The sequence below is a fragment of the Pseudomonas sp. LP_7_YM genome (genome assembly GCF_004364435.1).
GTDB lineage: Bacteria > Pseudomonadota > Gammaproteobacteria > Pseudomonadales > Pseudomonadaceae > Aquipseudomonas.
Window position 1 is genome coordinate 186095 of record NZ_SOCT01000006.1, and the last position, 26999, is coordinate 213093.

General features: G+C 59.9%; 10 protein-coding genes. 6 read left to right on the forward strand and 4 right to left on the reverse strand.

Features of this window, described 5'->3' with window-relative positions:
* The first annotated feature begins 152 nt into the window (after positions 1–152).
* The 3 genes from EC915_RS16370 to EC915_RS16380 all read left to right on the forward strand — a co-directional run bounded on the left by EC915_RS16370 (position 153) and on the right by EC915_RS16380 (position 16650).
* Positions 153–5456 (forward strand): hypothetical protein, encoded by a 5304-nt coding sequence (locus EC915_RS16370; protein WP_133751570.1) that lies wholly within the window; start codon positions 153–155, stop codon positions 5454–5456.
* Positions 5457–5671: 215 nt separating this feature from the next.
* A complete protein-coding gene (locus EC915_RS16375; protein WP_133751571.1) occupies positions 5672–11038 on the forward strand; it encodes a dermonecrotic toxin domain-containing protein in 5367 nt (1788 codons plus the stop codon).
* 323 nt (positions 11039–11361) lie between these two features.
* Complete coding sequence (locus EC915_RS16380) at positions 11362–16650, forward strand: dermonecrotic toxin domain-containing protein (RefSeq protein WP_133751572.1); 5289 nt, start codon at positions 11362–11364, stop codon at positions 16648–16650.
* Positions 16651–16668: 18 nt separating this feature from the next.
* Here the strand turns inward: EC915_RS16380 and EC915_RS16385 are convergent, their stop codons facing one another.
* From EC915_RS16385 to egtB, 4 genes are all read right to left on the reverse strand, one after another.
* The gene (locus EC915_RS16385) at positions 16669–17820 is read right to left on the reverse strand and encodes an acyl-CoA dehydrogenase family protein (protein WP_133751573.1); all 1152 of its coding nucleotides are present in this window, start codon (positions 17818–17820) and stop codon (positions 16669–16671) included.
* Positions 17821–17822: 2 nt separating this feature from the next.
* A complete protein-coding gene (locus EC915_RS16390; protein ID WP_133751574.1) occupies positions 17823–18920 on the reverse strand; it encodes an enoyl-CoA hydratase/isomerase family protein in 1098 nt (365 codons plus the stop codon).
* 241 nt (positions 18921–19161) lie between these two features.
* A complete protein-coding gene (locus EC915_RS16395) occupies positions 19162–19755 on the reverse strand; it encodes a TetR/AcrR family transcriptional regulator (protein ID WP_133751575.1) in 594 nt (197 codons plus the stop codon).
* Positions 19756–20064: 309 nt separating this feature from the next.
* On the reverse strand, positions 20065–22212 hold the full coding sequence (egtB, locus tag EC915_RS16400) for an ergothioneine biosynthesis protein EgtB (protein ID WP_133751576.1): 2148 nt from the start codon (positions 22210–22212) through the stop codon (positions 20065–20067).
* A gap of 617 nt (positions 22213–22829) precedes the next feature.
* Here egtB and EC915_RS16405 point away from each other — a divergent pair.
* The 3 genes from EC915_RS16405 to EC915_RS16415 all read left to right on the forward strand — a co-directional run bounded on the left by EC915_RS16405 (position 22830) and on the right by EC915_RS16415 (position 26999).
* The gene (locus EC915_RS16405; RefSeq protein ID WP_133751577.1) at positions 22830–24017 is read left to right on the forward strand and encodes an XdhC family protein; all 1188 of its coding nucleotides are present in this window, start codon (positions 22830–22832) and stop codon (positions 24015–24017) included.
* Between the two features lie 121 nt (positions 24018–24138).
* The gene (locus EC915_RS16410; protein WP_133751578.1) at positions 24139–25818 is read left to right on the forward strand and encodes an MFS transporter; all 1680 of its coding nucleotides are present in this window, start codon (positions 24139–24141) and stop codon (positions 25816–25818) included.
* The gene (locus EC915_RS16415; RefSeq protein ID WP_133751579.1) at positions 25815–26999 is read left to right on the forward strand and encodes an HlyD family secretion protein; all 1185 of its coding nucleotides are present in this window, start codon (positions 25815–25817) and stop codon (positions 26997–26999) included. The genes EC915_RS16410 and EC915_RS16415 overlap by 4 nt, the downstream gene beginning before the upstream one ends.

Sequence of the window (26999 nt, forward strand, 5' to 3'; positions counted from 1 at the left end):
TGCCTGGAAAAGTCAGTAAATCCGAAGCTGCACGGTGTGTGTACAGCACTATGTAGCGCAGTGCATGCGGCTTTTCTCTTTACGCTCCTTGGCAATTTTGCACGAGCCCGGTTTACCGCCGGGTCCGGGCAAGCCTGTCATAAGGAGCTTCCATGTCGATTGCCACTTCCCGTTATTTCCACAGTGCCGCCCTCAGGCAGCGTTATATCGACGCGCTTGATGAAGCATTCAACGATAATCGTCTGCGCGCCGAACAGCGATTGTGGCTACAGGATCTGGCCCGTCCGCTGGTGTTGGGGGGGCAAGATCCCGTGCGGGTGGACCGGCTCATGCTCAACCAAGGCGCGGTCAGGCCGTTCGAGCTGTGCACTGCCCTGCTGTTGAGCCATGGCCTGACCGATAACCCCGAGGTTTATCTGTTCAGCCTGGCGCGCGGTGTCGAGGTCTTCGGTGATCGTCATGCTTTTTTGGTGGAGCTGCGTGCCCGGTTTGCCCACGGTGATGCCGAGGTGCTGTTCGAATACCAGAAAATCGACGGTGATCCATTTCGCGCTCAGACCCTGGCGATTGTCGAACATGAAGTAGAACAACTCGCATGCTTGAGCGAACAGCTCAAGCTCACACCCACGTTGCTGCAGGCGGTTAATGCCTCGGTTGCCGAACAGCTGCGTCAGACGCTTCCGGGCATGTCCATCGACCCACAGGCTCATCTGCTACAGATCGTTGGCATTTCCAAAGGGGATGTAGAGTCGACACCGGTCACCCAGACGCTGGCCCAAGCGACCCTGGATGACTTTTGCAACCTTAAAATCGAAGAGGGTTTCCAGCGACGATTCCTCGATACCCAGGGACGGGATGCCAATGCTGTCGACTCGGCGCTTTTTTCCCAGGCCATGAGCAAGGCGGCCAATGGCGTGGCGGGCCACTATCGGCAATTGCTCAGGGCCTATTGGGGCGATCCCCTGAGCGATACTCGTACACGCCGCGAACTGGCGATTTTGAGTTTGCAAAACAGCTTGCGCCGTGATCTTTACCGGCACAGCCATGATGGCACGCTTGATCCGAAGGTACTCACCGCGCTGGCGCCGCTATTGGAATGGGGCTCGGGCGACCGCCCTGAAAACACTGCTATGCGATGCCATCAAATGACCCTGCAGGTCAGTAATGGTGCTGCCTATCCATTGGCTGGCACATTTGCGGTCCTCAATGGCAATGACGTTGATGGCTCATTACTGTGGTTTGGTGCTGACCATCGCTTGCGCACCTTTAGTGACGTGGCGGCATTGGCTCGCTATTTCGAAACGCCGCAAGGGCATCAGCAACTTCGTCCCGGGTTGGCTATCGAGGATCAGCCGGTGCTACAGCAAGAGGGCCATGTCCAGGTAGCGCTGACCGAAATCCGCAGACCTGTGTTTGCTGAGCGGGTTGATTCGATCATCGCCCTTCAGTCCCGCAATTTTGTGCATGTGACAGGTTTGCACAGCATGCCTGTAGAAGTGGCGGCCATGATCGATGATGCGTTGGACATTCGCCAACTGCTTGATCCGCGGCAATTGCAACTCAGTGCCGGGCGCTGGCGGCAGCAGTCGCCGTTCAACTTCCATGACGTCTGGCTCAAGCCCTTCGCGGCTGTTTCGCTTCCCACGTCTGTTTCCGCTGATCCGGATAATGTCGCATCCCATCCGGATCAGGAGTCCGCTGGCGATACCCGGCCGAGGATGATTCTGTCGGCGTCCTGGCTGGAGTTGGCGCAGGCTTTGGATGGGCGGGCCAAACGCCTGCGAGGTTTGGGCAATGTGCTGCTCGACTGTGCCGAGCATGCTTTGCAGCACTACGTCTGCGTGTTGATCGGCGGCGCCCTTCGAGCCCGCGACATTCGCATACAGTGGCTGCAGTCGGCGGCTGTCGACTCATCGGACGTCGAGACCTATGCCGCACCGGTGAGTGAATCGCAGCGGTTGGTTTCCAAGGATGTGGTGTCGTTGCTGCTTGAGCATGTCAGCGGCCACCGTGCGCCTGCCATGCCTGCCGGCGCGCAGGTTCGGATCGAGTCGGCGCCAGACGCCGCGGTTCCGATCCAGTTGATCAATTACATGCTGGACAAGGTGGCGGCCGGATTCGAGGAGCGTTATCTCCGTCACTTCAAGAACTCGCGTGTCGACGTTCAGCGCCATGGTGATCGGCATTTATGGCCGGTCGGAGAAGCGCTCAGTCTGCACGAGGATGCCATACGGCTGGATCTGGCACTGGGAAAGCGCCAGGGCCGTTTCGACGACGCTGCTGTGAGCATGGTTCGCCAAGTGCTGGGTCGTCCGATTCGTTCGTTGCGTACGGCGATGAGCGGCTACCTGACCGAGGCGTTTACACTTTCGCTGGTCTACGACGGCGATGCTGTGATGCTTTGCGATACGTTGTTGGTCAGGCAGCCGCTCAAACAGAACAGTGCGGTCATGCTTTGGCGCGGCTCGGTAGGCTGGCGCAAATTCGCTTCGATTCAAGCCCTGCAGGAGGCGGTGCAGCTCGAACTTCGGCAAACCCGCTCCGGGCGTTGGCTGGCGCTGGTGAGTGATCATGACCGCGCGCTGCTGAAAGCTCACTTGGCCAAGCCTGCCGACAACCAGGTCCTCATCCGTCCGGAGCGCATTGACGAACATGCCATGCAAGTTTTGCAACTGGCAGCCTTGCTTCGCCAGCAGCAGGGGCTGCGCCGACTTTGCCTGCGCGCCGCACGGTGCCACTTCGAGGCCGGGCTGTTTAGCCGGCTTGCGCATGCCATCGAACTGAGCGCACCGCTGTTTGCCATGCTGGACACTCTGACGTTGCGAATCGCCGACAGTATTTTTGCGGCATTGATGCCGTCGTGGTTATCCCAAGCCTCTCTCCCCGACCTGAGGTCGTATTACGCGCTTTTCAAGCGCTTCTATCTGGCCAGTGACGGTGGCAAGGATTTTCTCTTTGATGTGCCCTCATTGCAGGCAACGGCTCGCCAACGGCTGAGCGCGCAACTGAGCAAGGACTTCCCCGGGCAGCCGATGGATCCTGATCAGGTCAGCGTGACGTCACGTCGTTATGTGAACGCCATTCCGCCGGTGGGGCAGCTGCCATCCGCTGTGCCGGGCGCCACCATCACGCAACATGAGTCGTTGACCGAGTACGCGATCAACCGCTTCATCGATGCGCGGGACACTGCCCTGAGTGTCGACCCCGAAGGCCAATCGCAAGCGGCGCAGTTGCTCACGCCCGACTATCTGCGCCAGCTGGTCCGGGGACAGGACGTGGGCGCAGCTTATATGGAGCAACTGGGTAAAGCGTTGTCGCCCCTTGACGCCGAGTATGCCGCGCGCGAGCGCTTCTTTATTCAACAGATGCGACCTTTAACGCAGATGGTGGCACTGGCCGAAAAGATTCAGGGAAAAATCAGCCCCCGGGCCTGTGACTTCGTCTCGCGGCTGGTTGACATGCCCGACGGCATTGCCCGTGAGCCGGTGGACGGTGTGCCGATCATCATCAGCCCACTGCAACTGATTGCCGATAGGGGAAGGAAGCCGGACACGGTGGCCGGGGTTTACCTGATCTGCCCGGCGGACCCTCATGCGGGCCCGGTAGTGCTGTACGCCATCTACCACCCGGCGTTCACGTTCCGCGAATACGCTAACCGAACGGCACTGGTGCACGCCATGCGTGATGATCAATCATTGCAGAAACTGTTGCTCGAACGCGTTGATCCCTATGTGCAGCGGCGCTACGCCCATGGCGGTTTCAGCGAACCGCACCTGGCCTCTTCGGTCGGCTTGTTCGATTTTGACCTGCCGCTGCACAGGCCCGGACCGGTTGCATTGGGCGTTGCCGAAATCAAAGGCAATGCCTTGCATGCGCTGTTCCGGGGCACGAGCAAGCTGTTGCTCGATATGGGCGCTGCCCAGGCGGTGACCAACGAACAGATCGATCAGGCAGGAAGAGCCTTTCTGGCAACGTTCGTATTGAATCAGGCATTGAGCCTGTTACCCAACAAGCTGGCCACGCTGGTGACGCTTTGGCAAGGTCACACGCTGCTTCGCGAGTCGGTCCGCTCGATATCGGGACATCAATGGGGCAAAGCCCTTTCAGAGTTTTCCGCAGCACTTGGCGTCATGGTCTCGGCCCGTGAGCAAGCGAACGAGGACAGCCGCCATTCAACGCCCGGCAGCAGCGGTTCGGAGCTGGTGACGGTCGAGGAGGATCCACTGGCACCGACTTTTTCATGGCGCTCGACGTCCCTGACTGCCGAGCAGCGGATGCGCCTTCAGGGGCTGGAAGCGCAGAGCGTAGCCCTCAGCCAGATGCGTCACGACAGCTTGCTCAATCTTTACCTGAACCCGGCCAACAAGAATCGTTACGCCGTTGTAGCTGGCAAGGTGTATCAGATCAAGCCTATACCCGAAGAGGGAAGATGGATGATTGTCGGCGCTGACGGTGATGCCGGGCCACGGCTGTTACTCGACAGCAATCAGCATTGGCAGCTGGATCTGAATCTGCGCCTCGCAGGTGGCGGCGGTGTCGTTGCGTCTATGAAATCGTCAATCACGATGTCCACTGCCGAGGATGTGTTGAGCGTCGAAGCCACGGGTATGGCTGAGATTCGGTCGCGCTATCGTGCGCAGGCCAGGCATATCGAAGAGGCCCATGTGCAAGCCCGGCATTACCTGGAAAACTGTCTGGACAACCTCCATGTAAACCCGCAGGGCACTGCGCCAGATCCGCGCGTAGCAACAATCCTTGGCGAGTTCTTTGGCACTTCGAGCCCTGACGGACAGCTGCTGACCCGGGTAGAAAGCACCATCAAGACGCTGTTCGACGAGTTGATGGATCCGTCCTTGTCGCCGATGTCATCGCCCCGTTTCATCGTGGGTTCCAACCGTCCGGGCACCGAACGGGTTACGGCCTTCGTGATCCCCGCAGATCCGCGCAAGCGTATCTTTCTGACGGAGCGATTCTTCAACGTACGCCTGTACCGGCTCAGGCCTGAAGCACTGGCCCAGGGGTTCAGGCAACCGGTACATTATCAGGCCGCGACGCTGATCCATGAGCTGTCCCATCTGGTGCTCGATACCAGGGACATCGCTTATCTGGAGGCCAGCTCGCCTCATCTGGATCTGTTGCCCAAGAACACCTCCAGTGCGCTGCGCAGGTTCAACCAGATAGAGCGTTTACAGGATTACCGACTGTCCCATCGCACTTTGAAAAAAGACCTGTTCACCCGAATTGATAACGGCAAATGGCGCGCGATCAAGCAGGGGGATCGACTTGGATTTGCTTCCATCCTGCAGATCACTGGCGCGCAGACGCTGGACCGGGCGCGGGATATATTTCTGGCCGATGTCCACAAGCGCAGCCAGGTGATGCTTAAGAATGCCGACTCGGTGGCGCTGCTGATATCGCGCCTGGGGCGGCACAATTTCGCGGTGCCGAACGGTTGAGCGATCGACGTTTGGCAATCGGCAGCCTGGCCGATGTGTCAATGCGACGCATGGACGGCGGGCGGGCGCGCTAAACCAGTAAATCCGAAATCCCGATCTGCAGGTACTGCATTATGTAGTGCAGCCCGTGCGATTTTCTCCTTACGCTCCTTGGCATCTTGCCCACGCCCGGTACGGCACCAGGCGTGGGCGGTTTATGCAATGAGGAGTTCTCCATGGCTACCGCAATCTTCAGCTATTTTCACAGCGCTGCCCTTGAGCAGCGCTATCTCAGGGTGCTCGATGACGCGCTGCAGACCCATTGTCTTCAAGCCGAAGAACGGCTGTGGCTACAGAGTCTGACCGATTCCATCCCGACAGACCGCCCGGACCCGGTGAGGGTCGATCGAATTCTTTTCAACACGGCTTCGGCCAGAGCGGATGAACTCGCGGCGGCGTTGCTGTTCAGTCATGCCCTGACTGACAATCCGCGGACCTATCTGTATAGCTTGGCCAACGGCATCGAGGTCTTCAATGATCGCCATGCGTTGCTGAGCGCGCTGCGTGATCGCTATGCCGAGGGTGACGCTGAGGCGATATTCGAATGCGAAAAGATCGACGACAGTCCGTTCCGGGCGCAGATGCTGGCAATTGTCGACCAGCAGGTCGAGAACCTTGGGCAAATGGCCGCGCAGCTCAAACTGATGCCCACCTTGCTGGACGCATCGACAGCCTCCCTGACCCGCCAATTGCGTGAACTGCTTCCGCATATGGTGATCAACCCCGAGACGCACCTGTTACAGCTCGTCCCGGATGCGAATAATGATGCGCAACTGACGCCTTTCACCCGGACTTTGGCAATGTCGGCGTTTGACGACAGCTGCAAGGTGCAGTTTGGCAATGGCTTCATGCGGCGCTATCTCGATGCGCAGGGGCGCATCGCCAATGCCGCCGACAGCGCATTGTTCTCAAGGGCATTTGCCGGGGCGGCGGCCCGCATGGGCGAGCACTATACTCAACTGCTCAGTGCGTTCTGGACACAACCGGTGGTTGGCTCCAGCACCCGCCGCGATCTGGCTGTCGGCACGCTCAAGGACAGCTTGCGTCGCCAACTCTATCGCTGCCGACATGAGCAAGCTCTGAGTGCCGATACCCTCCAAGCCCTCTCAGCGCTGGTGCAGTCGCCTGCGGGCGCTCTACCTGCAGGCAGTCACCTGCGTTGTCACCGGATGACCGTCAGCACGGGCAACGGCAAATCGTACGCCTTGGCTGGCACATTCGTTGTAAGGCCCAGAGACGATGCTGCCGAGGCGTTTTTGTGGTTTTCGACTGATCATCAGTGGGTCCGCTTCCAGGACCTTGAAGCATTAGCGGCCTTTTTCGCCACCGTGCCAGGGCGTGAGCAACTGCGCCCGGCGCTGGCGCTTGAGGATCAATCGGATCTGTTCAGTGCAGTCTCGCTACAGGTCGGGCTGGAAGAAATTCCAGGCCCTGTAGGGGTGGACCGCGTCGATTCGATCATCGCCTTGCAAACGCGCAACCTGATGTATGCGCTGCAGTTGTCCGCCGCGCCCGAGCAGATCACGGCGATGATTGATGACGCCCTGGATATCCGCCAGTTGCTCGATCCACGGCAGTTGCAGATCAATGCCGGTCGATGGCGCCGGGACGCGCCGTTCAGCTTTACCGAGGTATGGATCAAGCCTGAGCGCAGCACGGGTGGCGATCCCCGGCCTCCTGCCCGGGCGGGCCAGAGTCTACCGATCCGGCGAGGCGAATCGAATGCCGACGCCGCGGGCACACGGGCTGCTGTCCCACAGTCTCCTAGCCAGCCAATGAGCCCACCCGCTCCGGATACCGATCAGATCAACGACGATCCGGACGCATCCTGGGTGCAATATGCGCAAGCCTTCGATTCCCGGGCTGAACGCCTCAGGCAGGTGGATAACTTCCTGCACGATACTGCAGCACAGGCATTACAGCACTATGTGTGCGCATGGATCGAGGAGGGTGTGCGCGCTGAGGACATTCGTGTGCAATGGCTTGAGTCGGCACCTGTCGATCTTTCGGACGTTGAGGCTCACGCCGTGCCGATCAGTGAATCGCAGCAATTAATGTCAATAGGGCTGGTGGCGCTGCTTCTCGAATGTGTCAGCGGTCACCGCGCCGCGATCCTGAGCGTTGGCGCGCAACTTATCGTGGACCGGGCGCCGGCGCAGGTGCATATGGACCTCATCAATCACGCTCTGGGCAAGCTGGTGCCCGGCTTTATCGAGCGTTATCTGCAGCGCTTCAAAGCCTCGCGCATTGAGTTTCTGCGACAGGGCGATGAGCAGTTGCAGCCGTCCAGGGACGCATTAAGCCTTCGTGAAGATGCGATGCGCCTTGATCTGGTACTGGGAGCGCGTCAAGGCAGATTTGACGCCACGGCAAGTGAAATGGCCCAACAGATCCTGGAGCAACCTGAACGAGCATGGCGAACAGCGCTGGGGGGAGTAGTCACGGAAGCGTTTTCCATCTCCCTCAAGCATGGCGACCACTGCGCGGCTTTGCTCAGCAATATGATCGCATTGACACAGCCTCTTGAACCGGGCAGCCCGGTACTGCTCTGGTGCTGTGAGTTTGGCTGGCGTCAGTACGCTTCGGTGCAGCGCTTGAAAACCGTTTTGCACCGGAACCTCAACGGGGTTCATCGCGAACGCTGGCTGGCGCTGCTCGGGGCGCGTGATCGCTCGTGGGTGCGAGCTCATTTGTCAAAGATTTCCGATAACCAGGTCATCTTCGAGCTCGACAGGGTCGACGGACATTTTACCGAAGCCATGCAGCAGGCAGTGCTGAGCCGCAAGCAACAGGACCTCGAAGTCCTGTGTCAGCGCGCTGTACGTTCTCGTTTCGAAGCTGACCTGTTCACCCGGCTTGCAGCGGCGAGCGAACCCGATGCCCAATTGACCGACATGCTTGATGGCCTGTCGGTGAGAATCGACAACAGTATTTTCGAGGCGATGCTCCCCTCATGGATAAACTCGGCAACCCTGTCGGACCTGAAGCTGTACTACGGTATTTTCAACCGTTATTACCTTGCTACCGACGGTGGCAAGGATTTCATGTTCGGGATTCCTACGTTGCAGGATCTGGCGCTCGAACAGTTGCGCACCAGATTGAACCAGGATTTTCCCGGTCAGCCCTGGAACCCTGAAAGCATCACAGTCACCTCGCGGCGCTTTGTCAGTGCGTTCCCGGCGGCCGGTGACCTGCCCTCGGCGGTTCCGGCTGCCACGCAAGTGCGCAGTGAATCGCTGACCGACTTTGCGATCAACCGCTTCGTCGATACGCAGGACGCCGCGCTGAGTGTCGCCTCCAATGACCAGCCGCAGGCAGCCTGGCTGCTGACGCCTGACTATGTGCGCCAGTTGGTCAGGCGCCTGGATGTGGGAACGCAGTACATGGCACTGTTACGCAAGGCGTTCACCCCTGGTGATGCTCACTACGCGACTCGAAAACGCCTGTTCATCGACCAGTTGCCTCCTGCACTGCTGGGGGTGGCGCTGCCGGAGAAGGTATTGGGCAAACTCAGCGCCCAGGCCTATGACTTCATCGCACGGGTGCTGGACATGCCCGACGGCATCGCCCGTGAGCCGGTGGACGGGATTCGGGTGATTCTCAGCCCGCTGCAACTGGTGGCCGATGCGGGAATGAGTTCGGACACTGTCAATGGCGTTTACCTGATTTGTCCTGCGGCCCCGAATGCAGGGCCTGTGGTGCTGTACGCGATCTACCACGCGCCTTTTACGTTGCGTGAATACCCTGATCAGTCGGCGTTGCTCGACGATATCCGCACGGAAGAATCATTACAGGCACTGCTACTGGAGCGTGTTGAACCGGAGGTGCGCCGGCGCTACGCACATGGTGGGTTTGTAGAGCCGCATCTGCCATTCTCCACAGGACTGTATGACTTCCCGCTGCGCAAGCCGGGACCCCTCTCGCTGGAGATCACCGAAGTCAGGGGCAATGCCTTGCGGTTCCTGTACCACGACTCGATCAAGGTTCTGCTGGACATCGGTATGTCCAATTCAGTGAGCAATCAGCAAGCCGATCAGGCGGGCCGCACGTTTCTGGCGTCGCTGGTGTTCAGTCAGGCACTGAACCTGTTGCCGAGCAAACTGGCAGCACTGGTTACCCTTTGGCAGAGCCATACGTTGTTGCGCGCCTCTGCGGTGTCGGTGTCGGGGCATCGCTGGGGCGAGGCGCTTTCCGAATTTACCGCGGCAATGGGTGTCATGGTTACCGCCCGGGAACAGGCCATCGATGACAAGCCTGCCGAATCGCACGGCCGGCCCGGCCCGGAGATTGCGCAATTGGAACAGGAGGAGCCTTTACCGAACTTCTCCTGGCGCGGTACCAGCTTGACTGCTGAACAGCAGATGCGTCTTCAAGGGTTGCAAGCCCAAGGCGTGGCCCTCACCGATTTGCGTCACGACGAGTTATTCAACCTTTACATGGACAAGCATGACGACACCCCCTACGCGGTGGTCGCTGGCAGGGTGTACCAGGTCAAGCGTATCGCTGAGCAGGGGAAGTGGATCATTGTCGGCGCTGACGGCACGCCGGGCCCCCAGCTTGTGCTCGATGGTAATCAACGCTGGCAGCTCGATATCAGTATGCGTTTAAGGGGCGGGGGCCCTGTGATCAGCAGCCTGCGGACATCGTCAGCCACCTCCAGCGCCGAGGATGTGCTGATCATCGAAGCCAGCGGGATGCCCGAGATTCGTCTGCTGTATCGCGACCGCGCCAGACGGATCGCCCAAGCGCACCAACAGGCCAGGCTGTATCTGGAAAATTGTCTGGAAAATCTCAATGCATGCCAGCGAGGCACACCGCAGGATCCTCGGATCACAAATATCATTGGCGACTTCTTCGGCGCCGATCAACCCGGCCAGCAGTTGTTGACACAGGTCGAGAGCGCGACAAAGGCACTGCTTGATGCCGTCATGGACTCATCGTTATCGCCGTTCTCATCACCGCGGTTCGTGGTGGGTTCCAATCGTCAGGGCCGTGAACGTGTCACCGCTTTCATCGTCCCGGACGATCCGCAAAAGCGCTTGTTTCTAACGGAGCAGTTTTTCCGCACGCCGCTTTTTCGCCTCAAGCCTGAAGCAGCTGCCGCGGGCTTCGATTCCTCGGTGCATTTCCAGGCCACCACGTTGATCCATGAGTTGTCGCATATCGTCCTGGACACCAAGGACATGGCTTATCTGGAGTCCAATGCACCGTATCCTGATCTGCTTCGTCAGAACACCGCCAGCAATCTCTCGATCAGGGCTGAAATAGAGCGTCTGCATGACTATCGTTTTTCACACCGCACCCTGAAGAGAGACCTGTTCAAGCATTTTGAAGAGGGGCAATGGCGAGACATTACCCGTGATGACGCCCTCGGTTATTCGACGATATTGCGCATCACCGGCAGCAAAACGCTGGACGACGCCCGAACAGTGTTTCTCACCGATGTGAACAAGCGCAGCCAGATCATGCTCAGGAATGCCGACTCCCTGACCCTGCTGGTCGTGCGCCTCGGGCGACATAACTATGTGGTGCCAAGCCCATGAAGGCGCGCAAGTCGGCCTGGCCTGCGAGACACGCATCGTAGCGTTCATCAATCGACGGCCTGCCCATTTGCACATGCGCGCGAACGAAAATGGTCCGCGCTTCAGGCCAGTCATCTCCTGGCCGACCGGTACGCCGGTCGGTCGTTGCCGCCTTTGTGCTGCCCTTTGGTGGCGCCATGCGGCAATCAGTGAATCCGAAATATCAGTCATCGTGCACAGCACTATGTAGCGCATGGTCCCGATTTTTCTCCTTACGCTCCTGCCAATGTTGCCCGAAACCGGTTCACCGCCGGACAGGGTCGTTCATGCAATAAGGAGTTTTCATGTCCATCACGACAGTCAATTATTTGCGCAGCGCATCACTCAGGCAGCGCTTCATCGATGAACTCGCCGACGCCTTGCAAGGCGGTCGGCTTCGGGCCGAAGAGCAATTGTGGCTACAGGACGTGGCGCGTCCGTTGGTTGCCGGTGGGCCGGATCCTGTCAGGGTCGACCGGCTGATCTTCAACGACGGCTCGTTCAGGCCTTTTGAGCTCACGGCCGCGCTGCTGTTCAGTCATGCCCGGCCCAATGATTCAAAGGTCTACCTGTATACGTTGGCCAAGGGTGTCGAGGTGTTCGACGGTCGCAGGGCGCTGCTGGAAACGCTGTGCACCCGGTTCGCCCGGGGCAACGTCGAGCGCGTGTTCGAGTGCGAGAAAATCGAAGGTGATCCGTTCCGCGCACAGATGCTGGCCATTGTCGACCAGCAGGTTCAATACATCGAACAACTGACATCGCAGTTGAAGCGATTGCCTTCATTGCTGGACGCCTCCACCGCTTCATTGAATCGGCAACTGCGTCGAACGCTGCCGCACCTTTCAATCGACCCCGAGACACATCTGCTGCAGCTCGTTGCCGAGTCAAATACTGACACGGACACCGTTCCATTTACCCAGACACTGGCCCAGGCGACATTCGATGACAGCTGCAAGGTCAGGCTTGCGCAGGGTGTCCGGCGACAGTTTCTCGACATGCGGGGCATGGTGGTCAGCGCTGTCGACGCAGCGTTGTGTGCCCGAGCGTTGACTGATGCGAAGGCGGGAGTAGGGGAACAATACCTTGCCCTGCTCAGGGCATTCTGGAGTCGCAACTGGAGTGATCAACGAACCTGTCGTGATCTGGCCATCGAGAGCCTCAACAACAGCTTTCGTCACGAGCTCTACAGTCTGTTGCACGACGACACCCTGACCACGACGCTGCTTAAGACGCTGCTGCCGCTGGTGCAATCGGAAACGGGCATTCTGTCAGCCAGCGATGTTCTTTGCAGTCGCTTGACCCTCAGCGCAGGGGGCGTGTCATGTCCACTGGTCGGCACTTTCCTCATACAGTCCCGGTTGGACACTGACCGACAGGTAGTGTGGTTTTCGCCCGACCACCGGCTGATCAGATTCGCCGATCTTGCGGCGTTGTCCGCGTATTTTTCCTCGGTACAGGGACGTTCGCTGCTTCGCCCGACGCTGGCCTTGCCGGACCAATCGATCTTGTCTGCGCAGGGCCAGCTGCAGGTCGAACTCGACGAGATCGAGACCCCGGTGTTTGCCGATCGTGTCGATTCGATCATTGCCTTGCAGGCGCGCAACCTTGCATACGCCATGGCATTGCCAAGCGCCCCGGAACAGGTCACGGCGATGCTCGATGATGCGTTGGACGTTCGCCAACTGCTTGACCCTCGGCAACTGCAATTCAGTGCGGGCCGCTGGTGCCGGGACCTGCCGCTCAACTTCGCCGAGGTCTGGATCGAGCAGTCCGACGATTTGATCATTGCCCAGTCGCCCGGCCTGACAGGCAACAGCGCCGCGATCAGTCGGACCGCACTGGACGTAGAGCCCCACAACGGCCTTGCGGCATCGTGGGTGGAGCAATCCCAGGACCTGGACTTACGCGCTCAGCATCTGCGGCAAATGGATACCGTTTTGATCGACTTCGCCGAGCAAGCGTTGCAGCGCTACATATGTGTGCTGGTCAAGGGACCGGCATGCGCCGATGACATTCGTGTGCAATGGCTGGAGTCAGCGCCTGGCGATCCCTCCGATGTCGAGTCCCACGCGACCCCCGTGAGTGAATCGCTACAAAGGGCCTCGATGAAACTGGTGTCGTTTCTGCTGGAATGTGTCAGCGGTCATCGCTCCCGGTTTCTTCCCTCAGGCGCCCACGCTGTGCTGGGGATTTCTCAAGTGCCTGCATGCCTGGAGACAGATCTGATCAATCACATGCTGGAGACCGTGGCCACGACGTTCATCGACCGCTATCTGCAGCGCTTCGAGCAATCGCGTTTCGAACTCTGGCGACAGGGTAATCAACAATGGCGACCCGCCACAGAAACCCTGCGCCTGCGTGAGGACGCCATGCGTCTGGATCTGGCATTGGGGGTGCGCGAGAAGCGCATCAGCGAGGCCGGCATCAACGTGCTCCGGCAGGTGCTGGACCGGCCTGTGCGCTCCCTGCGCAGCGCACTGGGGAGGGACGTGACGGAGGCTTTTTCAATTTGGTTGATGTGTGACGACTACCCGCCGATTCTGTTGTGCGACACGATGGTTTTTAATCAGCCATTGCTGCCGGGCAGCCCGGTCATGCTTTGGAGCCCCATGCAGGGCTGGCAGCAGACTGCCTCGATCGAGGCGCTCAAGCACCTCTTGCAGCGCAAACTGAATGGCCGATATCACGAGCGTTGGCTGGCGCTTCTGGGAGAACGTGATCGCACGGTGGTGTGTGATTACTTGTCGAGTGCGTCGTCCAACCAGCTGCAGATCGAGCTGCGCAGGGTTGACGGGCACATCGTGCAGACACTGCAACAAGGCATGCATGCACGTGAACGACAAGACCTGAGGCAGCTTTGCCTGCGTGCTGTACGGTGCCGGTTCGAGGCAGGCCTGTTCAGCCACTCTGCGAGGATGACCGAAGCGGACGAACATCTGACCCGCATGCTCGATGGGCTGTCGGTCAGAATCGCTCATAGCATTTTCAATGCAATGCTGCCTTCATGGATGATCACGATATCCAACAGCGATCTGAGTCTTTACTACAACATCTTGAGACGTAATTACCTGGCCAGCGAAGGTGGCAAGGATTTCCTGTTCGATATTCCCGCGCTGCGCGATTATACGTTCGACCAACTGGCCAGTGAATTGCTCAAGGACTTCCCCGATGAGCTGCTGAACCCCGATCAGATCACGGTGATTTCGCGTCGCTATGTCAGCGCTGTTCCGGCAGCGGGGGAATTGCCTTTCATTGTGCCCGCTGCCACGGTCGAGCATCAGGAAACGCTGACCGAGTATTCGATCAACCGTTTCGTCGAGGAGCCTGACGCCGCCCTGACCATAAGCTCGGTCGAACAACCCCATGCCGAGCGGTTACTGACGCCCAACTATGTACGACGGTTGACCAGACGCCTGGACATAGGTGCCGGTTATCGGGCGCTGTTGCGTAAGGCCTTTACGCCTGACGACCCCCAATTCGCCGAGCGCCAGCGTATTTTTATCGAACTGCTACCGTCGCTGCTTCAGGGAACGGCTTTTCCTGAAAAACTTCAGGGCAGGCTGAGCGCCCAAGCGTATGCGTTCCTTTCGCGAGTGCTCGAGATGCCCGACGGTATTGCCCGTGAGCCTGTAGCGGGCGTGCGGGTGATCATCAGCCCGCTGCAACTGGTTGCCGATCCGGGGATGGCGCCGGACACCGTGGCCGGGCTCTACGTGATAGGGCCGGCGTGGCCCGACGCCGGCCCTGTACTGCTCTATGCCATCTACGCCGATTTCATTTTCCGCGAATACCCGAGTCAAGCGGCACTGATGGCCGATATCCGCCAGGACCGCGCATTGCAGAAACTGGTGCTGGAGCGCCTCGACCCAGCGGTGCATAGACGCTACGCAAATGGCGGCTTTATCGAGCCGCATCTGGCATCTTCCGTCGGACTGTTTGACTTCGATGTTCCACTGCGCAGACCAGGCCCGGTCGCGCTGGGGATCACCGAGATCAAAGGCAATGCGCTGCAGGAGCTGTTCGATGGCACCGTCGAATTATTGCTCAACGCGAGCATCTCCAACACCGTGACCAATGCGCAGGTGGATCATGCGGGCAGAGCCTTCCTCGCGGCGCTGGGATTGGGACAGGCCCTGACGCTGCTGCCGAGCAAACTGGGGGCGCTGGTGACGCTCTGGCAGAGTCACTCGCTGTTTCACGCCTCGGCGGTCTCGGCTTCGGGACACCGTTGGGGCAAGGCACTCTCGGAGTTCACCGCGGCCGTGGGCGCAGTGGTTGCCGCTCGCGAGCAGGCAGTCGAAGAGCCGCCGTCCATTGACCAGATCGGCACGGACTCGTCACCGGCTGAGCCCGATGAAGATGAGCCTTCCTCGCCTTATTCCTGGACCGTGGCCCGTTTGGACCCTGAACAGCAGATACGTCTGCAGCGCCTGGAAGCGCAGGGCGTAGCGCTCAACGAAATGCGCCACGACAATCTGCTTAATCTCTTTATGAACAAAAAAGACGCCACGCCTTATGCGGTGGTGAACGGCAAGGTATACCGCGTCAGAGGTTTGCCTGAGGAGGGGACGTGGAGCATTGTCGGTGCCGACGGTTCTCTCGGACCGCAGATCAAACTTGATAACAACCAGCGGTGGCAACTGGTACTGGAGCAAGGCCTCAAGGGTGGCGGAGGTGTCGTCACCAAGCTCCGCGCCTCCGATGCGCAACGCAGTGCCGAGGAGGGGCTGATCATCGAGGCCAAGGGTATGCCTGAGATTCGTGCGATGTATCGCGACCGCGCCAGACGAATCGGTCGGGCGCACTTCCAGGCCAGGTCCTACCTGCAGAACTGCCTGGATAATCTCCACCTGCGCCGGGGCAACTCATTGGACCCTCGTGTTAACCGTCTGGTGGGTGACTTCTTCGGCGTCGCCAGTCCTGACGAGAGCCTGCTCAACGCAATGAAAAGCTCGGTCAAAGCGTTGCTGGAAGCCTTTACCGATGATTCATTGTCGCCATTCTCGTCACCGCGTTTCATCGTGGGCACCAATCGCCCGGGGCGTGAATCCGTGATCGCCTTCGTCATGAAAAAAGACCCGAAACGGCGTGTGTTTTTGACGGACCGTTTCTTCAACGTGCCCGCCTTTGCGGTCAGGCCCGAGGCCGTCAGGGAAGGATTCGAGGTGGCCATGCACTACCAGGCCGCCAACCTGCTCCATGAACTCTCGCATCTGGCGCTCGATACTCATGACATCGCCTATGTCGAAGCCATGGCGCCGTACCCCGATCTGTTGCGTGAAGACAACCCGACGAACGTGAGAATGCGCACGTATATCGAGGACATTCAGCAAAATCGGTTATCCCATCACAGCCCTGCAGACATACTCTTCACCCGCCTTGAAACCGGCAAGTTGCGGGATATCACGGCAGATGATGATCGTGGCCTGACGACGGTTCTGCGGATCGCCAAGACCGCTCGCCTGGAACGGGCACGGGAGTTGTTCCTGACGGATGCCCGCGTACGCAGCAAGATCATGCTCAAGAACGCCGACACATTGACCTTGCTGATTTTGCGTTTGGGACGCCGTAATTACGCGGTGTCGGGTCCATGAGGGCCCGTGCGCCCGGGACTATAGGTCGTAGTGGCGCAACTCACGGGCGATCAGCAGGCGCTGGATTTCGCTGGAGCCTTCGTAGATCTGGGTAATGCGGGCATCCCGGTAATATTTCTCCACCGGGTAGTCTTCCAGGTAGCCGTAGCCGCCGTGGATCTGTACCGCTTTGGAGCAGACCCATTCGGCCATTTCGGAGGCAAACAGCTTGGCTTGGGAGGCTTCGGACAAACACAGCTTGCCCGCCGTACGCAAGCGTGCGGCGTGCAAAATCATCAGGCGTGAGGCGTTGATGCGGGTGTGCATGTCGGCCAGCAGGTTAGAGACGCTCTGGTGCTCGATGATCGGCCTGTCGAACTGCACACGCTCCCGGGCATAGACCAGTGCCGCTTCGAACGCCGCGCGAGCAATGCCCAAGGCCTGCGCGGCAATCCCAATGCGACCGCCTTCGAGGTTGGACAGGGCAATGGCCAGGCCCTTGCCACGCTCGCCCAGCAGATTGGCCTCGGGGATACGGCACTCGCTCAAGGTCACCGCACAGGTGTCCGAGGCGCGAATGCCCATCTTGTGTTCCATGCGATCAACGCGATAGCCCGGATTGTCGGTGGGCACCAGAAAGGCCGAGAGGCCTTTCTTGCCCAGCTGCGGGTCGGTCACCGCGAAGACGATCGCCAACTGCGCACGCTTGCCATTGCTGACAAACTGCTTGGCGCCGTTAAGCACCCATTCGCCGTCCTTGAGCTCGGCACGGGTGCGCAGGTTGTGCGCTTCGGAACCGGCCTGGGGTTCGGTCAGGCAGAAGCAACCGATGGCCTTGCCGCTGGCGAGTTTTTCCAGCCACTGGTGTTTTTGAGCGTCGCTGCCGTAGTTCAGGACCGGGCCGCAGCCTACCGAACTGTGCACACTCATCAAGGTGCCGGTGGCCGCGTCGCCTGCGGAGATTTCTTCGACCGCCAGCGCGTAGGCCACGTAATCGATGTAGGTGCCGCCCCATTGCTCCGGGACGATCATGCCCAACAGACCCAGCTCGCCGAGCTTGTCTACCAACCCGTCGTCGATCCAGCCGGCCTGTTCCCAGGCACGGGCATGGGGCGCGATTTCGTTGCGCGTGAATTCACGCGCCATGTTGCGAATCATGATCTGTTCTTCGGTCAGCTCAAGGTCTTGCATAGTCAGGCCCCATGACCGCTGAAAAAACTCGCCACATGCTCGGCATCCAGAGACTCAACGTTAGGCGGGTTCCATTGCGGTTTCTTGTCCTTGTCGACGATCAAGGCGCGCACGCCTTCGATCACGTCACCGCGCTCGAACCACTGGCGGTCCAGATGCAACTCCAGGTCGAAGCAGGTTTCCAGCGGCAGATGCCGCCCTTTGCGTAGCATCTCAAGGGTCACGGCCATAGCCAGCGGGGAACGGGTTTTCATTAGATTGGCGGTGTCCACGGCCCAGCTGTGGGTGTCGAATACCGTGACTTCCTGCAATTGCTCGATGATGCTCGGGATATCCGGGAGGGCAAAGAAATGGTCGATGGCTGGCCGCAATCGCTGCAGCGGCGCACCGGACAATTGTTGCACGGCGATTTTAGCCAGGATGCCCTGCAGGGCCTTGAGCGGGGTGAGCGTCCACTTGAGGGCGTCCAGCTGCCGATCAAGATCTTCCAGGCGTGTACTTTGCAGGTACCAGTCAGCGAGTCCGCAATACAGCGCATCGGCAGCCTGGATCTGCAGACCGGTCACGCCCAGGTAGATGCCCAGTTCGCCCGGCACTCGTGGCAGGAAATAACTGCCACCGACGTCCGGGAAATAGCCGATAGCCACTTCCGGCATCGCCAGGCGGCTGCGCTCGGTCACCACTCTCAGGTCCACGCCTTGGGCCAGACCCATGCCACCGCCAAGCACGAAGCCGTCCATCAGCGCCACCACGGGTTTGCGATAGTGATGCAGGGTAAGGTCCAGAGCATACTCTTCGACGAAGAAGTCCTGATGGTGCGTCTGTTGATGCTTGAAACTGTCGTACAGCGAGCGTATGTCGCCGCCGGCGCAGAAGGCTTTGTCCCCCGCACCTCTCAGCACCACAGCGTAAACGTTCTCGTCCGTTGCCCAGGCATCGAGCTGCTGCTGCAACTGCCGGACCATTCTCAGATCGATGGCATTCAGGCCTTGAGGGCGGTTGAGGGTGATGTGACCAATATGATTGCGTACTTCGCAGAGAACGGTGTCGCAGGCCGACTCCTGATCTGCAGTCTCGGCCGATACTACCTGTGCCGTCATGGCTGACTCCCTGTTATTGTTTTTGTCTGCTCGTTCAGGCAACCAAAAGAGGCCGCGCTCCGTGAGGTTCAGCTGGGATGCTAACAGCGCAATTTTGCAAATGACAATGAAGAATCGTGCAGGGCGAGTGTGCAAGTTTGCATGGGAACGATTGCACCGGTGCGGAGCCGGCAAAAGCCGCTCACTCTCGCGTGTCTGCGTCTGAAACCGATGCCGCCCACGCGGTGGCTACCCTTGCGCATCAAGACAGACGGGGCAGGCGCAGCACGTCGTTGGTCAGTACCGCAGAGAAACTTTCCAGCGTCGCCAGGGTGCGCTGGGCCTTGGCCAGCAACAGTGCACCCTGCAGGGAGGAGAGTATGAACAGCGCCACTTGTCGGCTGTCCAGGTTCTGCGACAAATCGCCATGACTGATCGCATCGTCCAGGCAACTGGCAATCGTGCTGGTCAGCCATTCGTAGATCTGTACCAGTCGCAAGCGGATGGGTTCGCTATGCTCGGTGCTTTCGGCAGTGAAGTTTCCGAACAGACAGCCTTTGTGAACGTCCTGCTCCCGTGTGCATCGGTGAGTATCGATGTAGGCCACTACCCGCGCAACCGGAGACAATCCGGGGTTGAGCAGCGTCTGATCGACCACTTGTCGCGCGGCATCGAAGTACAGATCGATGATCTCCAGACCGAAGGCTTCTTTGGACATGAAATGATTGGTGAATGAGCCCTGAGGCACTCCGGCCGCCTGCACGATATCCCGCACGCTGGCGCCCGCAAACCCTCGCTCATGAACGACCTTGAGTCCTTCGGTCAGTATTTTTTCACGATGCGATGGTTTGGCCATGAGGGGTTGATTCGTCCTTTATCGAGGTTGCTCCCAGCGCGTGGACGTTAGCAGGTTGCACTGAGTTGCGTCGATACGCTCGCTAAGGCTCGAACGAATCAGGCAGGACTTGTTTGAACGCAGCGTGTCTGGGACGGGGTTTGCTGTGCGCGAACCCATCAACTGTTTCAGGGGGCAAACCGCACGGCCTGATAATCGCCCGGTTGGCAGAAAACCGACGGTATTCACGCAGGTCGACAGAGCTGCCTTGCCGGCGAGAGGGGTGGTTCGGCTTATTTCATGGCGCCGAACCCACCGCTTTGCTCAGGGTTACGCCTGCAACCTGAACAACGCCACCTCCGGTGCCTCACTGACCCAGCACTGGCTCACCGACCAGCCAGCACGGGCGGCCAACTCGGTGAATGACTGCACGGTGAATTTGTGCGAGTTCTCCGTGTGCAGCCGTTCTCCAGCGGCGAAATGGAAGCGGTTGCCCGCGACATCCACTACCTGCTCGACCTGACTGACCAGATGCATTTCCATGCGCGCCTGCTCGGCGTTCCATAGCGCCAGGTGACTGAACGCATCAACGTTAAAGTTGGCGCCGAGCTCTCGATTTATACGGGTCAGCAGGTTTTTGTTGAATCGCGCGGTCACGCCCTCAGCGTCATCGTAGGCAGCGACCAGCGTATGCGCTTGCTTGACCATGTCCACGCCAACGATGAACTGAGCGTTCTTGCCCAGCACCTGGTGGGCGGATCGCAGGAACTGCGCCGCTTCATCCTGGGTGAAGTTGCCAATGGTCGAACCCGGGAAGAATCCGACGCGAGTATGACCTTTGGCCTGCTCGGGCAACGTCAGGACGCGGGTGAAGTCGTCAACCTGAGGCGCAACGACCAGGTTCGGATACTGCTGGCGCAGGGATTTCGCTGCTTTGTTCAACGCCGTGGCGCTGATATCAATGGGCACGTAGACGTCGATGTGCGGCGCGGCATCCAGCACCAAGCGGGTTTTCTCGCTGGCCCCACTGCCAAATTCCACCAACGCTGCGCCTTGGGGAATGGACGCTGCGATCTGCGCGGCGATGTTCCTGAGCAGCCCGGTTTCGGCTTTGGTCGGGTAATACTCGGGGGTCTGGCAAATGGCCTCGAACAGGTCCGATCCGGCAGCGTCGTAGAAATACTTGGGTGATAAGGTCTTGGTCGGCCCGGACAGCCCGGCGATCACATCGCGCGCAAACTCGCTGTCTTGCGGGTTGACCATGCCAGGTTGACGGCTGTCGCGGGCCAGACGCAAACCGGCGACCATCCAGCGTTTGTCGGTCGGGAAGAAATTGCGATAGGTCACTCGACTGTGATCGGGCGACGTGACACTGGCGCCGCCGCGCAGCACCATCTGGTTGACCATGAACTTGCCGTTATACTCGCCGACGGCACCGACCGACGGTTTGAAACCGGGGTATGCGCTGTAGCCACTCTGGGTCCATTGCCAGGCGACATCGTCCACCTGCTCCAGCAGCCCCGCGCGAGCGGCTGCCTCCCATTCCGCCTCGGTAGGCAGGCGCGCATCGGTCCATAGGGCGAAGGCGGCGGCTTCGAAGTAGCTGATGTGCGTGACAGGTGCAGCAGGGTCGATGTCCTCAAGACCGCGCAGGCTCATGCGCTTCCAGCCGTTCTCGTCGTGCTGCCAGTACAGCGGCGCGTTCCAGCCCTGTTCCTGAATCAGGCTCCAGCCTTCGGACAACCACAACGCGGCGGTGTGGTATCCGCCATCGGCGATGAAGCTCAGCCATTCGCCGTTGGTCACCAGCCGGTCGCTGATTTCAAAAGACTGCAGATAAGTGGTGTGACGCGGCCCTTCGTTGTCGAACGCGAAACCAGTGCCGCCGTGACCCATCTGAGCCAGACCTGCGCCCAGCGGCTTGAATTGCCCGCGCCGCCCACAGGTATCTTTCGGCCAGCCCGGGTCGTAGGCAGGCTTGAGCGAAGACAGACTGAACAGGTGCAGGATGTCCATGAGCAGGAGTTCCTGATGCTGCTCCTCATGGGCCAGACCCAGTTCGACCAAACCTGACATCTCGTCAGTCAGGCCGGCCAGCAGCAGCGTTGCCATGTGCTCATCGACGTATTTGCGGTACGCCCTGACCTGATCGACGCCCGGCCGGGTCATCAGACCGCGTTGCGGACGTGGATGGCGAGGGCCGACGGCTTCGTAATAGGAATTGAAAAGGTAACCGAAGGTCGGGTCGAAGGGCTTGTAGTCAGGGACGTTTGGCGCGAGCAGGAAGGTTTCGAAGAACCAGGTGGTGTGCGCCATGTGCCACTTGGCCGGACTGGCATCGGGCATCGACTGCACCACCATGTCCTCGGGGCTGAGGGGCGCGGCCAGCCGTTCGGTGCGGCTGCGCACGCTGTGATAGCGGTTGCCCAGTATGTGGGTCACAGGTGTATCGCGTCGTTGGCGTGAGTGGCGCGTCATCGGGTCTTCTCCGGATCTTGCCGACGCCCGGTAGGCTGATGCGATGCAGCCAGGCGGTACGGCTGTTCTCATGCCCGGGTCGGCGCAAAAAGCGGCGGCCCGGACTTCGTGTGACGAAAGCGTTGGAACGATGCAGCGGTGCACTGGTAACTGCCCGTGCGATGAGCACCCAGAGTCGTTCTCTGAGGATAGGGCCTGACCTGGGACGGGACTCCCTGCACCGATGGGCGGGTGATTTCATACGTTCAAACGGTGTTTGCAGCCGTTCCGCCCTGGCTGTGAGGCTGCGATAGCGGGCGTGCCCTCGTCAGGGTAATGACTTCGATGTTCGGTTCTCGCCTAATGTTCAATGGAAATAGGCGAACGGAGCACATTCGCAAAGACGAGAACGTCGGCGTACTGGAACCCGATGAACGGCTTACCCGCCCCGCGCCCTCTGCGTGCCAGCGGTTGACGGTAAAGTCAGTGGTTTTCAGCGGTTTTCTGAACCTGAAGCATCGCCGGCAGTCAGCACATAATCGCAACGATGTTCAGTCTTCGTTGCATCTGAACATTTTCGGCAAGCTTGCACAGGCACACCCTGTCGAGGATTCGATCTGAAGGTCGGGGGAAAGCACATGAACGATCTATCCACTTTGCTTGGGGCGCTCGATCAGGCGCAGCGCGGGCAGCAGGAAGTGGTGATCGCCACCGTGGTCAAGGTCGAAGGCTCGGCCTACCGGCGTCCGGGCGCGCGCATGGTCATTGCGCCACTCGGTGAAGCCACCGGCACCGTCAGTGGCGGTTGCCTGGAAAACGATGTGAGCAAGAAGGCCTGGTGGCTGACCGCCAATGGCAAGCCGACGATTCGCACCTACAGCACCGGTGAGGACGACGATGATCTGGAAGAGGCTGAGCTGAGTTTCGGCCTGGGCTGCAACGGCACGGTGCATATTCTGTTCGAACGGGTGGATCCGCAGGCCGACAGTCTGGTGCTGAACCTGTTGCGTCAGGTCAAAGCCAGCGGGGAGGGCGCTGCGATGGCGACGGTGATTGGCTCGCCCGATGAACGGCAGGTCGCCGTAGGTGAGCGGGTCGCGCTGGGCCCGTCAATGCCGGGCGGCAGCAGCGAGTCGCGGGTGCAGATGCGCGAGCGTTGGCTGGCACGGATGATCACCGATGATCTGCACGCGGTACTCGAGGGCCGTCGTTCGGCAACTCGCAGTTATGAAGGCACGGGCGGCGATATCGAGGTGCTGCTGGAATACATTCCGGCACCGCGCCGACTGGTGATTTTCGGCGCTGGCCACGACGCTTCGCCGCTGGTCAGCATGGCGCGCCTGCAAAGCTGGCACGTCACGCTGATCGACGCTCGCCCGCATTTCGCACGCGCCGCACGCTTTCCGGACGCGGACCGGGTACTGGCGGTACCGCTGCAGCCGCTGCCTGAGCTGGCAGCGATGGTTGCCGATGCTGCGGTAGTGGTGATGACCCATAGCCTGACTCAGGATCGACACTGGCTGGGGCAGGTGCTGCAATGTGCCCCAGCCTATATCGGCCAGTTGGGCCCGCGCAGCCGCACCGAGCGTCTGCTCGACGAATTGCCATCGCAAGAGCGCGAAGCTCCGGCGCTCAGCCGTCTGCACTATCCGGTGGGACTCGATCTGGGGGGGGATACGCCGGATAGCGTAGCGTTGTCGATACTTGCGGAGATCAATGCTGTGATCAATGGCCGTAATGGCAGCATGCTCAAGTTTCGTGAAGCGAGCATTCACGCCGTGGATGTCAAGTTCGAACAAGCGGCAGGGCTCCGGATGATCGGATAAGACACCTTCCGTTTCGGGCCCGGTATACTCGGCCCCGTCAGCGCCGTCACGCAGCAAGACGTCCTGATGAGTCATATCCTTCTACTCAGGGTCTCAGGTCAGCATCCATCAGGTCTGCCCGATGAACGACAAGTACCAACCTCATGACTGGGCTCCCCACGAGCGGCCATCGCTGCCGGGGTCGCCGTCCACACCTTTGCACTCGACGCCCAAGCGTCTGGCGTATGCCATCGTCGGCATTATCGTGGCGTTGACCGGCGGCCTGGGCAATGCCTTGGTGGTTGCCAATCTGCAATACCTGCAGGGGTCGCTGGGTGCGACCCAGGCTGAAATCGCCTGGTTGCCCGCTGCCTATGTGATGACCAACGTCTCGATGAACCTGCTGCTGGTGAAATTCCGCCAGCAGTTCGGCCTGCGCGCCTTTACCGAAGTCTTTCTGGTGCTGTACGCGCTGGTGACCTTCGCCCATCTGTTCGTCAATGACATCGAGTCGGCGGTCGCCGTGCGTGCAGCGCATGGCATGGTCGGCGCGGCGCTCGGTTCGCTCGGTCTGTATTACATGATTCAGGCGTTTCCGCAGAAATGGCGGATGAAGGCCCTGGTGCTGGGCCTGGGCACCGCGCAACTGGCCACGCCGCTGGCCCGCCTGGTCTCCGAAGACCTTTTGCAGATTGCCGAATGGCGTGGCCTTTACCTGTTCGAACTGGGCATGTGCCTGCTGGCGCTGGGTTGTGTCCTGATTCTGAAGTTGCCGCCAGGGGATCGCTTCAAGGCCTTCGAGAAGCTCGACTTTCTCACCTTTGCACTGCTCGCTTCCGGTTTTGCAGCCTTGTGCGCAGTGTTGTCGTTAGGCCGGATCGAGTGGTGGCTGGAAGCACCCTGGATCGGCATTGCACTGGCGTCTTCCATTGCGCTGATCCTGGCCGGGCTGTGCATCGAACACAATCGCACCAGTCCGTTGTTGATTACACGCTGGTTGGGCAGCGGGCGAATGATCCGCTTCGCTCTGGGCGTACTCCTGACGCGTGTGGTGTTGTCGGAGCAGTCCACTGGCGCAGTGGGTTTTCTGCAGGGCATGAACCAGGGCACCCAGCAACTGCACACGCTGTATTTCGTCATGCTGCTGGGCAGCGTGGCCGGGCTCGCCATCAGCGCCATGACCATCAACCCGCAGCATCTGCTCAAACCCTTGATCATATCCCTGGCCCTGATGGCGGTAGGGTCGATCATGGACAGCTTTTCCACCAGCCTGACCCGCGAGCCGCAGATGTACCTCAGCCAGTTCCTGCTGGCCTTCGGCGGCACGTTTTTTCTGGGTCCGACGCTGGTACTGGGCGTCAGCGGGGTCATTGGCAACCCACGTAACCTGGTCAGTTTTTCGGTGATGTTCGGTATCTGCCAGAACATCGGCAGCCTGTTGGGCTCGGCCCTGCTGGGCACCTTTCAGGTCTGGCGCGAGAAATTTCACTCGGCGCATCTGGTCGAGCACGTCACGTTGTTCGATCCCCAGGTGCAAGCGCGTCTGCAAAGCACAAGCGCAGCGTACATTTCCGCGATTGCCGACCCCACGGCGCGCACCAGTCAGGGCATTCGCGCATTGGCCACGGCGGCGACCCGCGAAGCGAACACGCTGGCGTACAACGACGTTTTCATGGTGATCGCGCTGATCGCGATTCTGACTGCGGTCTGGATCGCCGGGCGTGCAACCTGGCAGTGGATTACCACCGAGCCGGTCGCACCCTTCACTCCGAACCAGCCGATTGCAAACTCCGCTCAACCTTCTGGCGCTCAACCTACATGACAGAACCCGAAAAACCTTCAGGCAATACGTCTGCACCTCCAGCTCCTGGCCCCGCCCCGGCACCGGCGGTGATGCCGGCCACGACTCAGCCGCGATCCGCGCGGATCCGGCTGGTCTCGGCGATTCTGTTTGGCGGCGTGGCGCTCGCCGGTGTGCTCATCGTGCTCTACGCCTGGCAGCTGCCACCGTTCAGCAGTCCCATTGAGAGCACCGAAAACGCACAGATCCGCGGTCAGACCACGATCATCGGGCCACAATTGAGTGGCTATATTTACGAAGTGCCGGTGCAGGATTTTCAGTGGGTCAAGCAGGGTGACCTGCTGGTGCGCATCGATGACCGGATCTACCAGCAGCATCTGGATCAGGGCCTTGCGCAGTTAGGCATCCAGAAGGCTTCCCTGGACAACAATCTGCAGCAACGCCGCAGCGCTGAAGCGACCATTGTTCAGCGGCAGGCGGCCGTGGCCAATGCCCAGGCACAAAGCGAAAAAGCCACGGCTGATTTACGACGCAATCAAGCGCTGGTGACCGATGGCTCGGTATCCAAAAGCGAGTTGGATGTGGTCCGCGCTGCCGATGCCCAGGCCCGTGCTGCGTTGGCAGAGGCCAAGGCCTCACTGGAAATTTCGCGTCAGGATCTGCAAACGGTAATCGTCAATCGCGGTTCGCTGGAAGCCTCAGTAAAAAACGCGGAAGCGACCATCGAACTGGCGCGCATCGACTTGAGCAACACCCGCATCACGGCGCCACGTGACGGGCAACTCGGGCAGATTGGCACGCGACTGGGCGCTTACGTGAACGCCGGTGCGCAGTTGATGCCGCTGGTGCCGCGCCCGCGCTGGATCATTGCCAACATGAAGGAGACCCAGATGGCCAACGTGCGTCTGGGGCAACCGGTCAGTTTCACAGTCGATGCTCTTGAGAACCGCAAGATGCGTGGTCGAGTGCAGCGTATCTCACCTGCGGCCGGTTCCGAGTTCAGCCTGTTGCCGGCAGACAACGCTACCGGCAACTTCGTCAAAATCGCCCAACGGATACCGGTACGTATCACCGTGGACGATGATCAGGAATACGTGGAACGCTTGCGGCCCGGCATGTCGGTGGTCATCAGCATCGATACCAGCCAGGACGGCCCCGTTCCGCCGGATCCGGTGGACGGGACCATCGATACGCCGCATTGA

Bases quoted from the DNA above. Each gene is read 5' to 3' on its own strand.
- EC915_RS16405 (WP_133751577.1), top strand. From the start codon at position 22,830: ATGAACGATCTATCCACTTTGCTTGGGGCGCTCGATCAGGCGCAGCGC.
- EC915_RS16390 (WP_133751574.1), bottom strand. From the start codon at position 18,920: ATGACGGCACAGGTAGTATCGGCCGAGACTGCAGATCAGGAGTCGGCC.
- egtB (WP_133751576.1), bottom strand. From the start codon at position 22,212: ATGACGCGCCACTCACGCCAACGACGCGATACACCTGTGACCCACATA.
- EC915_RS16370 (WP_133751570.1), top strand. From the start codon at position 153: ATGTCGATTGCCACTTCCCGTTATTTCCACAGTGCCGCCCTCAGGCAG.
- EC915_RS16380 (WP_133751572.1), top strand. From the start codon at position 11,362: ATGTCCATCACGACAGTCAATTATTTGCGCAGCGCATCACTCAGGCAG.
- EC915_RS16410 (WP_133751578.1), top strand. From the start codon at position 24,139: ATGAACGACAAGTACCAACCTCATGACTGGGCTCCCCACGAGCGGCCA.
- EC915_RS16385 (WP_133751573.1), bottom strand. From the start codon at position 17,820: ATGCAAGACCTTGAGCTGACCGAAGAACAGATCATGATTCGCAACATG.
- EC915_RS16395 (WP_133751575.1), bottom strand. From the start codon at position 19,755: ATGGCCAAACCATCGCATCGTGAAAAAATACTGACCGAAGGACTCAAG.
- EC915_RS16415 (WP_133751579.1), top strand. From the start codon at position 25,815: ATGACAGAACCCGAAAAACCTTCAGGCAATACGTCTGCACCTCCAGCT.
- EC915_RS16375 (WP_133751571.1), top strand. From the start codon at position 5,672: ATGGCTACCGCAATCTTCAGCTATTTTCACAGCGCTGCCCTTGAGCAG.